We start from the raw sequence: 14,301 nt of genomic DNA on the forward strand, positions 1-14,301 counted from the left end.
CCGAATGCATATGCCAATCACGCAGCAACCGTCTCGCGCTGCTCGATGGTCTGGCCGCCACGATAGACGATCAGTGCGGCGATGATGCCGAGCGCCGCGCCGAACATCAGCCAGTAGGCCGGGGAGGCCTTGTCCCCACCGGTCATGCTGATCAGCTTGGTTGCGACAAAGGGCGTCGAGGTGCCGAAGATGCCGGCCGCCAGCGCGAACGCGATCGAGAAGCAGGTGGTGCGGACATGCGCCGGCACGATCTCGACCAGACAACCCAGCATCGTGCCGCTGTAGACGCCAAAGTAGAACGAGAACATCATTTGCACCGCGAGCAGCTTCCCGAGCGTGGGCTCATGCGCGAGCCACGACAGGGCCGGATAGGCGGTCACGAACGACAGGCTCGCGATCGCGATCAGCACCGGCTTGCGGCCGATCCGGTCGGACAGCGCGCCGCCGACCGGATTCCAGATGAAATTCGTCACCGCGACGAGCAGGGTCACCAGCAGCGTCCCGGACGCCGAAAGGTGCAACTCCTTGCCGAAGCCGGGCGCATACACGGTGATGAAATAGAACGTCGTGGTGGTCAGCACCGCGATCATCATGCCGAGGATGACGATGCGCCAGTTCTCGATTGCCGAGGCGAACACTTCGCTCGGCGTCGGATGCTTCTTCATGGCCAGGAAGGCCGGCGTTTCCTCGAGCGAACGCCGCAACATGAAAATGACGGGAATGATGATGCAGCCGACGAAGAACGGGATGCGCCACTTGGCGACGCCGCCGATCGCATCGAGGAAAGTGTCGCCGGGCATCACTTCGCGCAACAGATAGCCGATGATCGCCGCAACGAAGATCGCAACCTGCTGGCTGGACGATTGGAACGAGGTGTAGAAGCCGCGGTTGCCGGGTGTTGCGATCTCGGAGAGGTAGACGGACACGCCGCCCAGCTCGACGCCGGCCGAAAAACCCTGGATCAGGCGGCCGATCAGGACGATGATCGGCGCTGCAATGCCGATTGCCGCATAACCCGGGCAGAACGCGATCACGACGGTGCCCAGCGCCATCAGCGCCAGCGTCACGATCAGGCCTTGGCGGCGGCCGATGCGGTCGATGTAGGAGCCGAGCACGATCGCGCCCACGGGGCGCATCAGCGCGCCGAGCCAGAACACGCCATAGGCGTTGAGAAGGGCCGCCGTCTCGTTCTGGGCAGGAAAGAACGCCTTCGCGATGTCTTGCGCATAGAAGCCGAACAGGAAGAAGTCGAATTGTTCGAGGAAATTGCCACTGGTCGCGCGCAGGATGGCGCCGAGACGCGACTTGATTTGCGGCACTTGTGATGAACTCGACTGCGACATAACGCCCTTTCCTCCCCGTGACCAAACGGCCGGCGCAAATTGTTTCGCCAGCCAAGGCAGTTACCTGCCATATGCGGCAATCTGGCACGGCTGTCCGGCGCGACCAACCCGAAATCGCGCCGCCGCTATCGGAAAAAAGCCGTAGGGGGGAATCGCTGTTGCGGCGTGCGCCGCATCAAGGCGCGGTATGCGCGGTGGCGCCGAGCCAGGAGCGGAATGCGGAGAGCTTCGGTGAATCGGCGCGTCCCTGCGGCGTGACCAGATAGAAGCCGGCGTCGGCAGGCAGCGCGATCTTGAAGGGAACCACGAGGCGGCCCTTGGCGATGTCGTCCTGCACGTAGGAGGTGCGGCCCATCGCGATGCCGATGCCGTCGATCGCAGCCTGGATCGTTACGAACAGCAGGTCGAAGGTCACCCCCGGCTGCTTGGAGATGTCGGTCGGCAATCCGGCCGCGGTCAGCCACAGCCGCCAGTCGTCGCTGTTGGCATTGCTGGTGTGCAGCAGCACGTGGTCCCTAAGGTCTTCGGGGCATTTGAGCGGCCTGGTTCCATCCAGCAGCGACGGACTGCACACCGGAAACAGCTCGTCCGCCATCAGCCAGTCCGCGCGCAGGCCCGGCCATTGGCCGCGGCCATAGCGGATCGCCGCATCGACCTTGTCGCGCTGAAAGTCGACCAGGCTGGTCGAGGTGGTGATGCGGACGTCGATGCCGGAATGCGTTTCCTGGAATGCCGACAGCCGCGGCAGCAGCCATTTGGCGGCGAGCGATGCCAGCGTCGAGACGGTCAACACGTGATCGTCGTCCCGGCGCAGCAGGCGGTCGGTCGCAAGCCTGAGGTCGTTGAAGGCGGCGCGGACGCCCGGAAGGTATTCGGCGGCCTCCGGCGTCAGGCTCAACGAGCGGTTCTGGCGGACGAACAGACGAACGCCGAGCTCTTCCTCGAGGCGCCGGATCTGATGGCTGATCGCGGTCTGCGTCACGTTCAGTTCGGACGCCGCGACCGTGAAGCTCATGTGCCGCGCGGCGGCCTCGAACGCTCTCAGGCCGTTCAACGACGGCAGGCGGCTGGTCATCTCAGGACGGTCTCCCAATACATGACTTTATTTCATGCGAAGCGGTACAAAGTGTCGTTTGTGAACAGACCGAATAGCGCCAATATTACCGCCAAAAGGTTACCGAGAGGAGCCGCAAATGTCTATTTTCACCAATGAATCGATGACAAATCATCATACGCCGGGCCTGTTGGATCAGGTCGGTGAGACCCTGCATGTCTGGTGGGATCGCTATGAGCGCCGCCGCGAGTTGTCGCAGTGGACCGAGCGCGACCTGCACGACATCGGCATGTCCCGCAGCGACATCGTTTTCGAGACCGACAAGCCGTTCTGGCGGGCCTGATGGGCCGCCATCGCCGGCGCCGCCTCGATCGAGGGGTGCCGGCCAATTCTTCACCCCCGAGGAGCGTGTCATGACTGCGCTGCATCTCGACGATCTCAAGCAATACTCTGATGTGCTGCGCGCCAAGGACGGCAGCGAGGTCAAGGTGCGCTTCGTCGAGCCGCGCGACCGCGAAGAGCTGCAGGCTTACATCCGCTCGCTCTCCGCCGGGTCGCGTTACAATCGCTTTCTGGGTGCACTCAGCGAGCTGCCGAAGATGGAGCTCGAGCGTTTTATTCACGTCGGCGAGGCTGACCGGTTCACGGTGGTCGCGACGATGCTGGTCGATGGTTTTGAGACCATCGTCGGCGAAGCCCGCTACGCCTTCCATGCCGATACGTCGAGCGTCGAGTTCGGCCTGTCGATCGATGACCGGTGGCAGGGCCACGGCATTGGCAAGGCGCTGTTGAAGAACCTCGAATGCCGCGCGGCGTCTTTCGGAGCCGAGCGCATCTTCGGCGACACGCTGCGCTCCAATACGGCGATGATCGGCCTCGCCCGCAAGTCCGATTACGCCTTTACCCAAAGCCCCGGCGACTGGAAGCTGGTGCGCTTTGCGAAGGAGATCCACGTCGAACCGCAAGACATTCCCTGTGCCAGCTGGCGGCTCGCCGTCACTTCCCGCTCGGCCGTGATGTCCTCGCTTGCGGTTTGACTGACTAGGCCCGGTTCTGGCCCCTCCAGAACCGGGCCCTTTTCTCTAACCTCCCCTTGAAAAGGGGAGGTCGCTTTGCTCGCTAGAGCAAAGCGGGTGGGGATCAACTCTCTCCCCGAGCAGCGGTACTTGTGGCTGACCCCCATCCCGACCTTCCCCCTTGCAGGGGGAAGGAGAAGAGGCTGCGCGCCTAGTTGCCCCGAAACACCGGCTTGCGCTTCTCGATGAAGGCCTGCACGGCCTCCTTGTGATCGGCCGTTGTGGTCAGGCGGATCAGCCGCTCGGCCTCGTGGTCGCGGGCGGTGGCGAAGTCGAATTGCAGCGCCTCGTCGAGATTGTCCTTCATGTAACGCAACGCGAGCGTCGGACCTTCGGCGATCGATTTCGCCAGCGCAAACGCTTCGTCCTGCAGCGTCTCGTCCGGCACCACGCGGTTGACGAGACCGATCTGCTCGCATCTTGCGGCATCGACCTTCTCGGAGGTGAACATCAATTCGCGGGCGCGCGAGGTGCCGACCAGGCGTGTCAACAGCCAGGCCATGCCGTAGTCGCCGCTCAGCGCCACGCGCAGATAGCCGGTCGAGATGAAGGCGGATTGCGCCGCGATTCGGATGTCGCAGGCCATCGCGATCGCAAGGCCCGCGCCCACCGCGGGGCCGGGCAGCGCGGCAATGGTCGGCTTGCGCACCGAGGCGAGCGCGCCGGTCAAGAGGCGCTGGCGCTCCTGCAGGTCCGCGACCTTGTCCTCATAGGACATTTCGAGCTTCTTCGGATCGCGATTGGCGCCCATGCCCTTGACGTTGCCGCCGGCGCAGAACGCCTTGCCGGCGCCGGTGACGAGCAGCACGCCGACCTCGGGGTTCTCGCCGCAGCTCCGGATCATCGTGCGCAGCGCCGGCGTCAGCGTGTCCGACAGCGAGTTGCGGGCGTCCGGACGGTTCAGCGTGATGACGGCGACGCGGTCGCGGATCATGCAGAGCAGTTCGTCGGTGCCGGTCTCGATCTTGATTTCAGCGGTCATGTTTCCTTCCCCTATTTATCTGTCATTGCGAGGAGCGAAGCGACGAAGCAATCCATCTTTCCCCGAGACGAGGCATGGATTGCTTCGCTCCGCTCGCAATGACGGAGTTGGCTGCGGCTCGCGTGCAGCCTACGGCTTATAAATGATTTCCGTCATCTCAAAACTTTTCAACCCAGGGCCGCAATTCCAGCTCCCAGGTCCAGGCGCTGCGCGGCTGCTGCAGCACGTTCCAGTAGCTCAAGGCAATCGCGTCGGGATCGAGCATCGAATCCGGGCGGTCGGCGGGCTCGATGCGCGCGGCGCTGCGGATGCCGCCGTCGATCACGAAATGCGCGACATGGATGCCCTGCGGGGACAATTCGCGCGCCATGCTCTGCGCCAGCCCGCGCAACGCGAACTTGCCCATCGCGAACGGCGCCGATTGCGCATAGCCCTTGACGCTGGCCGAGGCGCCGGTGAACAGGATTGCGCCCTTCTTGTTGGGCAGCATGCGCTTCGCCGCCTCCTGCGCCACCAGGAAACCGCCGAACGCCGAGATCGCGATCGCCTGCTCGACCTCGGCGGGCACGAGTTCAACGAAGGGACCGCGGCTGCGGCCGGAGGCGTTGTAGACCACGAGATCAGGTGTTCCGATCTCGCGTTCGACCAGGCCGAACAGACGCTCGACATCCTCGGCCTTGGTGGCGTCGCAGGCATAGGCGCGCGCGCCGGTCTCGTTGCAGAGCGCGCCGAGCTTCTCGATGCTGCGCGCGCCCAAGGCCACACGAATTCCCTCTCGCGAAAATAGCCGCGTCAGCGAGGCGCTGAGGCCCTCGCCGGCGCCGACGATCAGGGCGATCTTGTACTTCGGAATATCCATTGGGCTTTCCTTTGCTCGGCCGGAGGAGGATAGTCGTGCCCAAACAAATGAGCACCGTAGCCGAGAATTCAATGCAGCCGCAAAAGCAGGATCCGAAAACGTCGTCCGCCAGCCAGCCGGGCCTGTTGGCGCCCGATACGACGGGAATGAATTTCTACCGGGCCGATCCGGCGCTGACCGATCTTCTCAAACTGCATCTGCCCGAGGCGTTGTTCCGCCACATCGAGCCGCATCTCGACCGGCTCGGCGGCCTGGCCGGCGGCTATCTCGACGAATGCGCGCGGCTCGCCGACCGGCATACGCCGGTGCTGCACCAGCGCGACAAGTTCGGCCGCGACGTGCAGACAATCGAATATCATCCGGCCTATCGCGAGATCGAGAAGGCCGCGTTCGGCGAGTTCGGCATCCATGCGCTCTCGCTTCGCAAGGGCATCATGGGCTGGCCAGACAAATATCCTGTGGTGGCCAAGCACGCCTTCACCTTCCTGTTCAACCAGACCGAATTCGGCATGGGCTGCCCGATCAACGTCACCGACGGCTGCGCAAAGCTGCTGGCGAATTTCGGCAGTGAGACTCTGAAGGCGAAATATCTCGACGGCCTGACTCAGACCGACATGAGCAAGCTGACCCAGGGCGGCCAGTTCATGACCGAGAAGGAGGGCGGCTCCGACGTCGGCACGCTGACCACGCGCGCGGTGCAGGAAGGCGACCACTGGCGGCTCTACGGCGAGAAATGGTTCTGCTCCAACGCCGATGCCAAGGTGGTGATGCTGTTGGCGCGGCCTGAAGGCGCGGGGCCCGGCACCAAAGGCGTCGGCCTGTTCCTGATGCCGCGCTTCCTCGACGACGGCTCGCAGAACCACTACCGGATCGTGCGTCTGAAGGACAAGCTCGGCACCCGCTCGATGGCCTCGGGCGAGATCAAGTTCGACGGTGCGATCGCCTATGCCGTCGGCAAGCTCGACCGCGGCTTCGTGCAGATGGCCGAGATGGTGAACTCGTCGCGTCTGTCCAACGGCGTGAAGTCGACCGCGCTGATGCGCCGCGCCTGGCACGATGCCATTACCGTGGCGCGGGGCCGCGTGGTGTTCGGCCAGCGGATCATCGACCTGCCGCTGGCGCGGCGTCAGCTGATGAAGATCATGCTGCCGACCGAGCAGGCGCTGTCGATGAGTTTTTTGACTGCCGACGCGCTCGATCGGGCCGAGGCCGGCAGCCAGGATGCCGCGGCGCTGCTGCGCATCCTGACGCCGACCCTGAAATTCCGCGCCACCCGCGACGCCCGCAAGGTTTGCGGCGACGCGATGGAGATGCGCGGCGGCATCGGCTACATCGAGGAATTCGTCACGCCGCGGCTGCTGCGCGATGCGCATCTCGGCTCGATCTGGGAAGGCACCGGCAATATCGTCGCAATCGATGCGCTGAAGCGTGCGGTCGGGCGCCATGGCGCCGACAATGCGCTCGCCGCCGATCTGCATGCGCGGCTCGATGACAGCCCGAACGTGCCCGAGGCCTGGCGCAACCGGCTTCGCGACCTCAGTGACCGCGCGATCGCGTTTGCGCGCGAAGTCGCCGGCCGCATCGACAACGAGGGCGATGCGCGGCGTGCCACCAGCCTGCTCTATCATGTCGCAAGCGCGGTGGCGCTGGCGTGGGAGGGCGGACGCATCCACGATATGCGCGGCGATGCGCGCCGGCTGCTGCTGTCGCGGATGGTGATCGATCATCGCGTGACGCCCGGCGATCCGTTCCGGCTTGCGGAAAATACCGTTCAGCGCAGGATGACCGAGCACCTGCTCGGCGATCGCGCGGTCGGCATGGCCGAGGTTGGCGAACTGCTCGTCGCAGCGTAGTCTGCCGCGCGAGCGCACTTTTCAAACAAACAAGAACACAGAGGGAGATCCCGATGAAGGCCGCCGTCCTGCACGAAGTCAATCAGCCGCTGGTGATCGAAGACGTCAGCGTGCCCAATCCGGGGCCGCGCGAGGTCCTGATCCGCACCGCGGTCGCGGGGCTCTGTCACTCCGACCTGCATTTCATGGAAGGCCTCTATCCGCATCCGCTGCCGGCGGTGCTCGGCCATGAATCGGCCGGCGTGGTCGAGAAGGTTGGCTCCGACGTCAACTACGTGAAGCCGGGCGATCACGTCGTCACCTGCCTGTCGGTGTTCTGCGGCACCTGCGACAATTGCACCACCGGCCGCACCGTGCTGTGCACCGACACCACGGTGAAGATGCTGCCCGGCGCGTCCAACCGCCTGTCCTGGGGTCGGAAGGAGAAGCTCAACCAGTTCCTCAATCTGTCTTCCTTTGCCGAGCAGATGCTGGTGCACGAGAACGCGATCGTGAAGATCAAGAAGGAAATGCCGCTCGATCTCGCCGCGCTGATCGGCTGCGGCGTCATCACCGGCTACGGCGCCGTGGTGAACACCGCGAAGGTGACCGCCGGCGAGACCGTGGCCGTGATCGGCTGCGGTGGCGTCGGCATGGCCGCGATTAACGGCGCGCAGATCGCCGGAGCCGGCCGCATCATCGCGATCGACATCAATCCGGCGAAGCTGCAGCTTGCGACCAAGCTCGGGGCCACCGACATCGTCGATCCCGCGCGCGGCGACGTCGTGCAGCAGGTGCGCGAGCTCACCGGCGGCGGTGTGCAGCACTCTTTCGAGGTGCTCGGCCGCAAGGAGACCGCCGAGCAGGCCTTCGCCATGCTGGCGGCGGGCGGCACCGCGACCATCGTCGGGATGATTCCGTTCGGCCAGAAGATCGAGCTGCACGGCTTCGACTTCCTGCGCGAGCGCCGCATTCAGGGTTCGTCGATGGGGTCGAACCATTTCCGTGTCGACATGCCGCGCCTCGTCGATTTCTACATGCGCGGCAAGCTGCATCTCGAGGACTGGATCTCGGCCAAGCTGAAGCTCTCCGAGATCAACGAGGGTTTTGCCAACATGAAGGCCGGCAAGACCCTGCGCAGCGTGATCATGTTCGACAGCTAACCCTGGTGGTCGTCGCCCGGCTTGACCGGGCGACCCAAGTATTGCAGAGGCGGTTGGGCTTGAGCCGAGCAACCGCGGCGTCCTGGATACCCCGCTTGAAGCGGGGCATGACAGCGGAGCGTGACGCTGCGAACGTTGCCCTTACCGCGCGACGTGCGCCGACACTGCGAGCCATGTTCCGTTCTGCCTTGCCCAGCAATCGGTGTAGCGGCCGTGCGCGGGCTGGCCGTCGGCGTTGGTGTAGCTGGTCTTCGCATGGATGATGGCGAAGTCGCCGAGGATGCGGATCTTGACGTCCTCGGCCTTCAATCCCTTGATCTTCACGGGAATTGCCGTCTGCTTCAGGAAGGCGGCGCGGTCGACCAGGCTCTTGTCGGGATTGGTGCAGTAGAAATCCTCAGCCAGGATTTCGTCGAAGCGCTTGACGTCGCAGTTCTGGACCGAGTCGACGTAGTCCTTGTTGAGCTTTGTCAGCTCGTCGAGGTCGTTGCTCATTGGTTTCCTCCGCTCTCTCACCCCGTCATTGCGAGGAGCGAAGCGACGAAGCAATCCATCGTTCCGCGCACGTTGCCATATGGATTGCTTCGCTTCGCTCGCAATGACGGCTTCTACAGTTGTCGCACTCAATCGTCGAACATCTTCGGCGGCACGAAGCCGCCGAATTCGTGCTCGATCAACTCGGCGAGTTTCAGCGGCGTGCGGTCTTCCAGCATGGGACCGACGATCTGCACGCCGATCGGCAATCCGTCGGGCGCAAAGCCGGTCGGGATCGCGGTCGAGGGCAGGCCGGGCAGCGTTGCGATGCCGGGCCAGGCGAGCTGGTCGGTGTAGACGTGCGGCTCACCGTCGATCAGGATTTTGCGCTGCTCCTGGTCCGGCGAATGATCGTGCGGATAGGCCGGCGTCGGCATGATCGGGCAGATCACCGCGTCGAACGATTTGAACAGCTCGCGCCATTGCGCGCGCAGCCGTGCGCGGCCGCCATCGGCGATCACCCAGTCGCGATGGCTGAGCGCGATCCCGCGGAGCCGTTCGGCTTGCAGGCTGGTGTCGCCGGCCGGCAGCGCGGCGGCTGCCGCGCAGGCGCCGGCATAGACCTCCGGCGGGAAGGTCGCCGCGAGGAACGACAGCAGGATCCGCATGTAAAGCCGCGAGGACGCGGCGAAGTCCGGCAACAACGGGCTCGAGCGCGACACCTTCGCGCCTGATTTGTCGAGATTGCTGGCGAGCTTGTCGATGCTTCCGCGGATCACCTTGTCGGTCGGCATCACCGGATCACTGTCGATCACGAGGATGCGGAAATCCTTCAAGGCGGTGTGGCGCGCCGCCGGCAGGTCCAGCCGGTAGGCCTTGCCGGCTTCGAGCGGATCGGGGCCGGCCATCACGTCGAGCAGCAGCGACAGGTCGGAGGCACCGCGCGCCATCGGACCGATCACAGACAGATCGCGATCGAACGGCAGCGGCGGCAGCGGCGGCGGGGTGTGGCCGCGCGACGGCAGCAGCGCGAAGGTCGGCTTGTGCGCATAGATGCCGCAGTGGAATCCCGGCACGCGCAGCGAGCCGCCGATGTCGGAGCCGAGCGACAATGCGCCGTAGCCCGCGGCGAGCGCCGCCGACGATCCGCCGGACGAGCCGCCCGGCGTGCGGCCGAGGTCGTAGGGGTTGTTGGTGGTGCCGTAGATCTCGTTATAGCTCTGCCAGTCGGCGAGACCGACCGGCACGTTGGTCTTGCCGAGGATGACGCCGCCGGCGTCCTTCACCCGTTGGATCGAGAGCGCGTCCTCAGTCGGCACAAAATCCTTGTGCGGCGGGAAGCCCCAGGTGGTCGGCAATCCCGCGACGTTGAAGGATTCCTTCACCGTCATGGGAATGCCGAGCAACGGCTTGTGCTCGCCGCGTGCGATCGCGGCATCTGCAGCACGGGCCGCAGCGAGGCCGCGCTCGAAGTCGCGCACGCAGACCGCGTTGATCTTGCCGTCGTGACGCTCGATGCGGCCGATCGCGTCTTCCGCAAGTTCGACGGCGGAGACCTGCTTCTTGCGTAGCGCATCCGACAGTTCGACGGCGGTCTTGAAACTGTATTGCGATTTGGCCACGGCGTGCTCCTTGTTTTGGCGGCGATCATGCGCAGAATGGAGCGGGCGGGCAAGAGTGGCTTGATCGCAATTGCGCTGAGGATCAGCTCGGAAGCATGCGCTGCATGATACGGTCGCGGTAGATCAGCAGGTGCACCAGCGCGGTCGCCACATGGATTCCGATCAGCACCAGCAACGACCATTCCGCGGCCTGATGCAGGCCATCGATCGCCTTGCCTGCCGCGGCATTGTCGGAAGCCAGCATGGGCAGCGGCACCATGTAGAAGAAGGACACGGCCCAGCCGCGAAACGATGCAAACAGCCAGCCGCTGACCGTCGTCGCCAGCACGAGCACATAGAGCATCCAGTGCACGGCTTCCGAACTCAGCCGTTGCCACGCCGGGAGCGAGCTCTCCGGCGCAACCGGGTGCGTCAATCGCCAGACGAATCTCACCACAATCAAAGCTAGGATGACGATGCCGAACGAAATGTGAAACGTCATGGCGGCACCCGGCGCCTGGCCGCGGTGAATGTCCGGCATCAGCCACCCGACCGGGTATTGCACGGCCAGCAGGGCGACGATTGCCCAATGCAGCCCCTTGGCGGTGCTGCCATAGCGCAGACGGTCGGTCATGGACTTTCAACCCGGATTGAGGCCATCGGTTCTAGCTAGAAGGGTGTGCCACGCGCGGACAAATGCGCCAACGGATTGATACCGCCGTTCGCGCTTGCCCGCTCCGATGCGGTTCCCTTGGCGCCCGATACCGGGAAGGCATATCCGATGATGGTCTTGACGACCAGCCGGTCGGACCCCGGCGTGAGGCCATAGCCGACACCGAAATTGACATCGAACTCGCCGAGCTTGAAGTCGGTCACCGCGAACAGCGTATGCTGCTGCTCGGCGAGCGGGCTGAAGGCGCCGATCTTGCCGAAATCGGCGTAGTATTCCAGGCCGACATACAGATCGTCCTTCAGTCTGCGCGCCACGCGCGCCGCGGGCGCGAAATCCGCTTCGCCATATCTGCCGAAGCCTATATCGACGATCGGATTGACGATGAACTCATAGTCCGCGTTACGCACGCCGATGATCGGGCGGATCTCCATGCCGAATCGGGTCTGCGCGAATTTCGGCGTTTCGTAACTGAACTCGAAATTGATGCCATAGAACAGATTGCGTTTGTCGGCGTTCGGCGACACGAACAGCGTGCGCAGCTTGAAGCCGTCGGACAGAAATTGCCGGTCCTGCACTGCAAACGGCAGATACAGCCCGAGTTCCCACCAGTCCGTCATGCCATAAGCGAATTCCGGCGTGCCGTTGAGGCTGTGATTGGAAGGGAAGCCACCGGGGAAGGGCGGCTCCTTCTGACCGATGCCGACGTAGTTGAGGTGTTGCTGGATGGTGAGCTGACCCACCTCCGCGATGCCGGCATTGTAGACCTGGATCTCGTCGGTCGCCTGCGCACGTCCGGCCCACCCGAGCACCGGCAGCGCTGCAAGAAGTGCTATGTTGGCAAGCTGGCGCGGCTGTCGCATCTTTGCCTCGATCCGTTAAGCCGCGCCGATCAATATGCCGACCGCGAGCACGATCGCGCCGCCGAGCACGATCTGGAACACGGCCTGCAGGAACGGCGTGTCCATGTAGCGCGCGCGGATGAAGGCGATCGCCCACAACTCGAAGAACACCACGATTCCGGCGATCCCCGTCGCGATCCAGAATGCGTTCGGCCAGGCGTCGGGCACCAGATAGGGAATGGTATGGCCGAGGCCGCCGAGCGTCGTCATCAGTCCGCAGGTCGTGCCGCGCAGCCAGGGCGAGCCGCGGCCGGTCAGCGAGCCGTCGTCGGACAGCGCTTCCGCAAAGCCCATGCTGATGCCGGCGCCGATCGAGGCGGCGAGGCCGACCAGAAACGTCTGCCAGTTGTGATGGGTGGCGAAGGCGGCGGCGAACAGCGGCGCCAGGGTCGAGACCGAGCCGTCCATCAGTCCGGCGAGGCCCGGCTGCACATATTGCAGCACGAACATCCGCCGCCGCGTGCGGTCTTCCTCCGCGCGCACATCGGGCTTGAGGATATCACCGGTGAGCTTGACCGCGAGTTTTTCGTGGCCCTTCTCCTCCTCGGCGAGATCGCCGAGCAGCCGGCGCACGCCGGTATCCTCGGCCTTCTCGGCGGCCTTGGCATAGAAGCGCTCAGCCTCCAGCTCCATGGTCTCGACTTCCTTGCGAATGGTGTCGAGCGGCAGGTTCTTGGTCAGCCAGATCGGGCGGCGGCGCAGAAAGCCTTTGACGTCCTCGCGCCGGATCGGCGGCAGATGCGGGCCGAAGCGCTGCTCATAGATTTCGAGCAGCCGGTGGCGATGGCCGCGCTCTTCCTCCGCCATCTCCTCGAAGATCTTTGCGGTATCGGGATAGCGGCCGGCGAGATCCTCCGCGAAGGACATGTAAATGCGGCTGTCCTCCTCCTCGGAGGCAATCGCGACTGCCAGCACCTCGCGCTCGGTCAAATCGGCGAAATTCTTCACGGCGACGCTTTCTTCACCCGAATTTAGAATTAGAATAATTCTAATATTATTCCGTCAGCCCGAGGTCAATCCTGGCCGGCAGCTCCTCTGCCAGTTCGTGATCACGATCAGCGGAACCAGGCTGTGCTACGTCCGTTCGAGTTCCTGCTGTTCACGAGAGGATGCCATGGACACCGTCAAATACCGCCTGAACGACGCGCGACTGGCGCCGCGGCGGACGAAACTCGAGATTCCGGGCTGGGCCGGCAACCGTGAGCCGCGCACCGACGGCTCGCGCGAGCAGGTCTGGCATTGCGTGCCGTTCTCGGAAGGCGCGCAATATGGGATCGAGCTGTTCTATCCCTATGATTTCGAGCTGCACGTCACCACGAAGGACGGAAGGTTACAACTCGACGCCAATTGGGGTGAGCCGCCGGACAGCGGCGTGCAGTGGCCGCCGTTCCGGAATTTCGGCGACGTGTTCTACACCTACCAGATATTGCTCGATCTCAAGGTCGAGAAGGGCATGGCGATCCGTACCGAACCGCATCCGCGCTTCTACACCGATCGCACCGACACCGTTCCGATCGCCGTTCCGGCGCTCGTGCGCAATTGGTGGCCGATGATGTTCTTCACAGTGTTCAAGGCGCCGGCGGAAGGGCGGACCCACATTTTCCGGCCGAACGAACCATTCGCCCAGATCATCGTGATTCCCGAGGAAGCGAACTTTCAGCTCGAGCAGATGGGCGAGGAGGAGGCCGCCGAACGCGAATTGCAGGCGCGCCGCATCTACAACAATCGACCCAAACTGGCCGCCGGAACGGAATGGACGTCGTCATCGGACACGGTGTTCGACGGCACGTATCGCCATCTGCACCGCGCCGCGAAGGAGAAGGCGCGTCAGGACTAAAACGGCGCCGCATCATGGTCGAAAAATACAACGGGGCCCGTGGGCCCCGTTGTCGCATCACCAAAGTGCCATCGCTCAGTAATCGCGACGGTAGAAGCTGTGATGATGATGGTGGTGATGATGATGATGGTAGCGCCGATAGCGCGGCACCACGATGACCGGGCGATCGTAGTAGCCGCGGCGATAGTAGCCGTGATGATGGTGGTGGTGGTGGTGATGATGGTAGTAGTACTGTGCGAGCTGCACGTTCTCCCGGACCGGGGCGGGCGCAGCCTCGTCGAGCGCCTGCAGCTTTGCGGAGGCGTCCGAGATCGGCTCCAGCAGGTCCGCATATGAGTTCGCCTGCAGGACGTCGGCCGGGTTAGGCCCAGGCGCAGCTTCGGCGGCACCAACCGCGCCGAACGCGGCCACCGCTCCCAGAAGTCCAGCGATTTTCCTATCCATCTTTGCTCTCTCCTCAAAAAGTCGCCGGACCGACCGCCGGTTTCTAGCAACGCCAATCATTGCC

At 64.0% G+C, this 14,301-nt stretch carries 15 protein-coding genes; 5 read left to right on the forward strand and 10 right to left on the reverse strand.

What is annotated here, in order from left to right; genetic code table 11:
- Positions 1-17: 17 nt before the first annotated feature.
- Together tcuC and AKN83_RS08180 are read right to left on the reverse strand one after the other, a co-directional pair.
- Positions 18-1,343 (reverse strand): MFS transporter, encoded by a 1,326-nt coding sequence (gene tcuC / locus AKN83_RS08175; protein ID WP_050403875.1) that lies wholly within the window; start codon positions 1,341-1,343, stop codon positions 18-20.
- Between the two features lie 175 nt (positions 1,344-1,518).
- Complete coding sequence (locus tag AKN83_RS08180; protein ID WP_050403876.1) at positions 1,519-2,418, reverse strand: transcriptional regulator GcvA; 900 nt, start codon at positions 2,416-2,418, stop codon at positions 1,519-1,521.
- Between the two features lie 118 nt (positions 2,419-2,536).
- On the opposite strand from AKN83_RS08180, the gene AKN83_RS08185 reads away from it, so the two are divergent.
- Both AKN83_RS08185 and AKN83_RS08190 read left to right on the forward strand, forming a co-directional pair.
- Positions 2,537-2,740, forward strand: a complete 204-nt coding sequence (locus AKN83_RS08185) for a DUF1127 domain-containing protein (RefSeq protein WP_050403877.1) — start codon at positions 2,537-2,539, stop codon at positions 2,738-2,740.
- A gap of 70 nt (positions 2,741-2,810) precedes the next feature.
- The gene (locus tag AKN83_RS08190; RefSeq protein WP_050403878.1) at positions 2,811-3,434 is read left to right on the forward strand and encodes a GNAT family N-acetyltransferase; all 624 of its coding nucleotides are present in this window, start codon (positions 2,811-2,813) and stop codon (positions 3,432-3,434) included.
- A 190-nt stretch (positions 3,435-3,624) separates the two neighbouring features.
- On the opposite strand, the gene AKN83_RS08195 is transcribed toward AKN83_RS08190, so the two are convergent.
- The gene (locus tag AKN83_RS08195; protein WP_050403879.1) at positions 3,625-4,455 is read right to left on the reverse strand and encodes an enoyl-CoA hydratase; all 831 of its coding nucleotides are present in this window, start codon (positions 4,453-4,455) and stop codon (positions 3,625-3,627) included.
- Between the two features lie 157 nt (positions 4,456-4,612).
- A complete protein-coding gene (locus AKN83_RS08200; RefSeq protein ID WP_050403880.1) occupies positions 4,613-5,314 on the reverse strand; it encodes an SDR family NAD(P)-dependent oxidoreductase in 702 nt (233 codons plus the stop codon).
- Between the two features lie 71 nt (positions 5,315-5,385).
- Between AKN83_RS08200 and AKN83_RS08205 the strand changes: the two genes are divergently transcribed.
- Both AKN83_RS08205 and AKN83_RS08210 read left to right on the forward strand, forming a co-directional pair.
- Positions 5,386-7,167 (forward strand): acyl-CoA dehydrogenase family protein, encoded by a 1,782-nt coding sequence (locus AKN83_RS08205; RefSeq protein ID WP_050403881.1) that lies wholly within the window; start codon positions 5,386-5,388, stop codon positions 7,165-7,167.
- Between the two features lie 53 nt (positions 7,168-7,220).
- Positions 7,221-8,309, forward strand: a complete 1,089-nt coding sequence (locus AKN83_RS08210; protein ID WP_050403882.1) for a Zn-dependent alcohol dehydrogenase — start codon at positions 7,221-7,223, stop codon at positions 8,307-8,309.
- A gap of 141 nt (positions 8,310-8,450) precedes the next feature.
- On the opposite strand, the gene AKN83_RS08215 is transcribed toward AKN83_RS08210, so the two are convergent.
- From AKN83_RS08215 to mbfA, 5 genes are all read right to left on the reverse strand, one after another.
- On the reverse strand, positions 8,451-8,804 hold the full coding sequence (locus tag AKN83_RS08215) for a nuclear transport factor 2 family protein (RefSeq protein ID WP_050403883.1): 354 nt from the start codon (positions 8,802-8,804) through the stop codon (positions 8,451-8,453).
- A 128-nt stretch (positions 8,805-8,932) separates the two neighbouring features.
- Positions 8,933-10,405, reverse strand: coding sequence for an amidase (locus tag AKN83_RS08220; protein ID WP_050403884.1), 1,473 nt, complete (start codon positions 10,403-10,405; stop codon positions 8,933-8,935).
- Positions 10,406-10,487: 82 nt separating this feature from the next.
- Positions 10,488-11,018 carry a cytochrome b gene (locus AKN83_RS08225; protein ID WP_050403885.1) on the reverse strand — a complete coding sequence of 177 codons (531 nt, stop codon included), beginning with the start codon at positions 11,016-11,018 and terminating at the stop codon, positions 10,488-10,490.
- A gap of 35 nt (positions 11,019-11,053) precedes the next feature.
- Positions 11,054-11,917: a hypothetical protein gene (locus AKN83_RS08230; protein WP_050403886.1), complete on the reverse strand. Its 864-nt coding sequence runs from the start codon at positions 11,915-11,917 to the stop codon at positions 11,054-11,056.
- Between the two features lie 15 nt (positions 11,918-11,932).
- Positions 11,933-12,904, reverse strand: a complete 972-nt coding sequence (gene mbfA, locus AKN83_RS08235; protein ID WP_050403887.1) for an iron exporter MbfA — start codon at positions 12,902-12,904, stop codon at positions 11,933-11,935.
- A 166-nt stretch (positions 12,905-13,070) separates the two neighbouring features.
- Between mbfA and AKN83_RS08240 the strand changes: the two genes are divergently transcribed.
- Complete coding sequence (locus AKN83_RS08240) at positions 13,071-13,793, forward strand: hypothetical protein (protein ID WP_050403888.1); 723 nt, start codon at positions 13,071-13,073, stop codon at positions 13,791-13,793.
- Positions 13,794-13,868: 75 nt separating this feature from the next.
- Here AKN83_RS08240 and AKN83_RS08245 read toward each other — a convergent pair whose 3' ends face one another.
- Positions 13,869-14,237 carry a hypothetical protein gene (locus AKN83_RS08245; RefSeq protein WP_050403889.1) on the reverse strand — a complete coding sequence of 123 codons (369 nt, stop codon included), beginning with the start codon at positions 14,235-14,237 and terminating at the stop codon, positions 13,869-13,871.
- Between the last annotated feature and the right edge of the window lie 64 nt (positions 14,238-14,301).

Origin of the sequence: Bradyrhizobium embrapense (assembly GCF_001189235.2) — a bacterium.
Lineage (GTDB): Bacteria > Pseudomonadota > Alphaproteobacteria > Rhizobiales > Xanthobacteraceae > Bradyrhizobium > Bradyrhizobium embrapense.

What these genes read in the sequence shown, in the direction of transcription:
- AKN83_RS08215 (WP_050403883.1), bottom strand. Translation starts at nt 8,804, where the DNA reads ATGAGCAACGACCTCGACGAGCTGACAAAGCTCAACAAGGACTACGTC.
- AKN83_RS08205 (WP_050403881.1), top strand. Translation starts at nt 5,386, where the DNA reads ATGCAGCCGCAAAAGCAGGATCCGAAAACGTCGTCCGCCAGCCAGCCG.
- tcuC (WP_050403875.1), bottom strand. Translation starts at nt 1,343, where the DNA reads ATGTCGCAGTCGAGTTCATCACAAGTGCCGCAAATCAAGTCGCGTCTC.
- AKN83_RS08245 (WP_050403889.1), bottom strand. Translation starts at nt 14,237, where the DNA reads ATGGATAGGAAAATCGCTGGACTTCTGGGAGCGGTGGCCGCGTTCGGC.
- AKN83_RS08210 (WP_050403882.1), top strand. Translation starts at nt 7,221, where the DNA reads ATGAAGGCCGCCGTCCTGCACGAAGTCAATCAGCCGCTGGTGATCGAA.
- AKN83_RS08240 (WP_050403888.1), top strand. Translation starts at nt 13,071, where the DNA reads ATGGACACCGTCAAATACCGCCTGAACGACGCGCGACTGGCGCCGCGG.
- AKN83_RS08195 (WP_050403879.1), bottom strand. Translation starts at nt 4,455, where the DNA reads ATGACCGCTGAAATCAAGATCGAGACCGGCACCGACGAACTGCTCTGC.
- AKN83_RS08230 (WP_050403886.1), bottom strand. Translation starts at nt 11,917, where the DNA reads ATGCGACAGCCGCGCCAGCTTGCCAACATAGCACTTCTTGCAGCGCTG.
- AKN83_RS08190 (WP_050403878.1), top strand. Translation starts at nt 2,811, where the DNA reads ATGACTGCGCTGCATCTCGACGATCTCAAGCAATACTCTGATGTGCTG.
- AKN83_RS08200 (WP_050403880.1), bottom strand. Translation starts at nt 5,314, where the DNA reads ATGGATATTCCGAAGTACAAGATCGCCCTGATCGTCGGCGCCGGCGAG.
- AKN83_RS08180 (WP_050403876.1), bottom strand. Translation starts at nt 2,418, where the DNA reads ATGACCAGCCGCCTGCCGTCGTTGAACGGCCTGAGAGCGTTCGAGGCC.
- AKN83_RS08185 (WP_050403877.1), top strand. Translation starts at nt 2,537, where the DNA reads ATGTCTATTTTCACCAATGAATCGATGACAAATCATCATACGCCGGGC.
- AKN83_RS08225 (WP_050403885.1), bottom strand. Translation starts at nt 11,018, where the DNA reads ATGACCGACCGTCTGCGCTATGGCAGCACCGCCAAGGGGCTGCATTGG.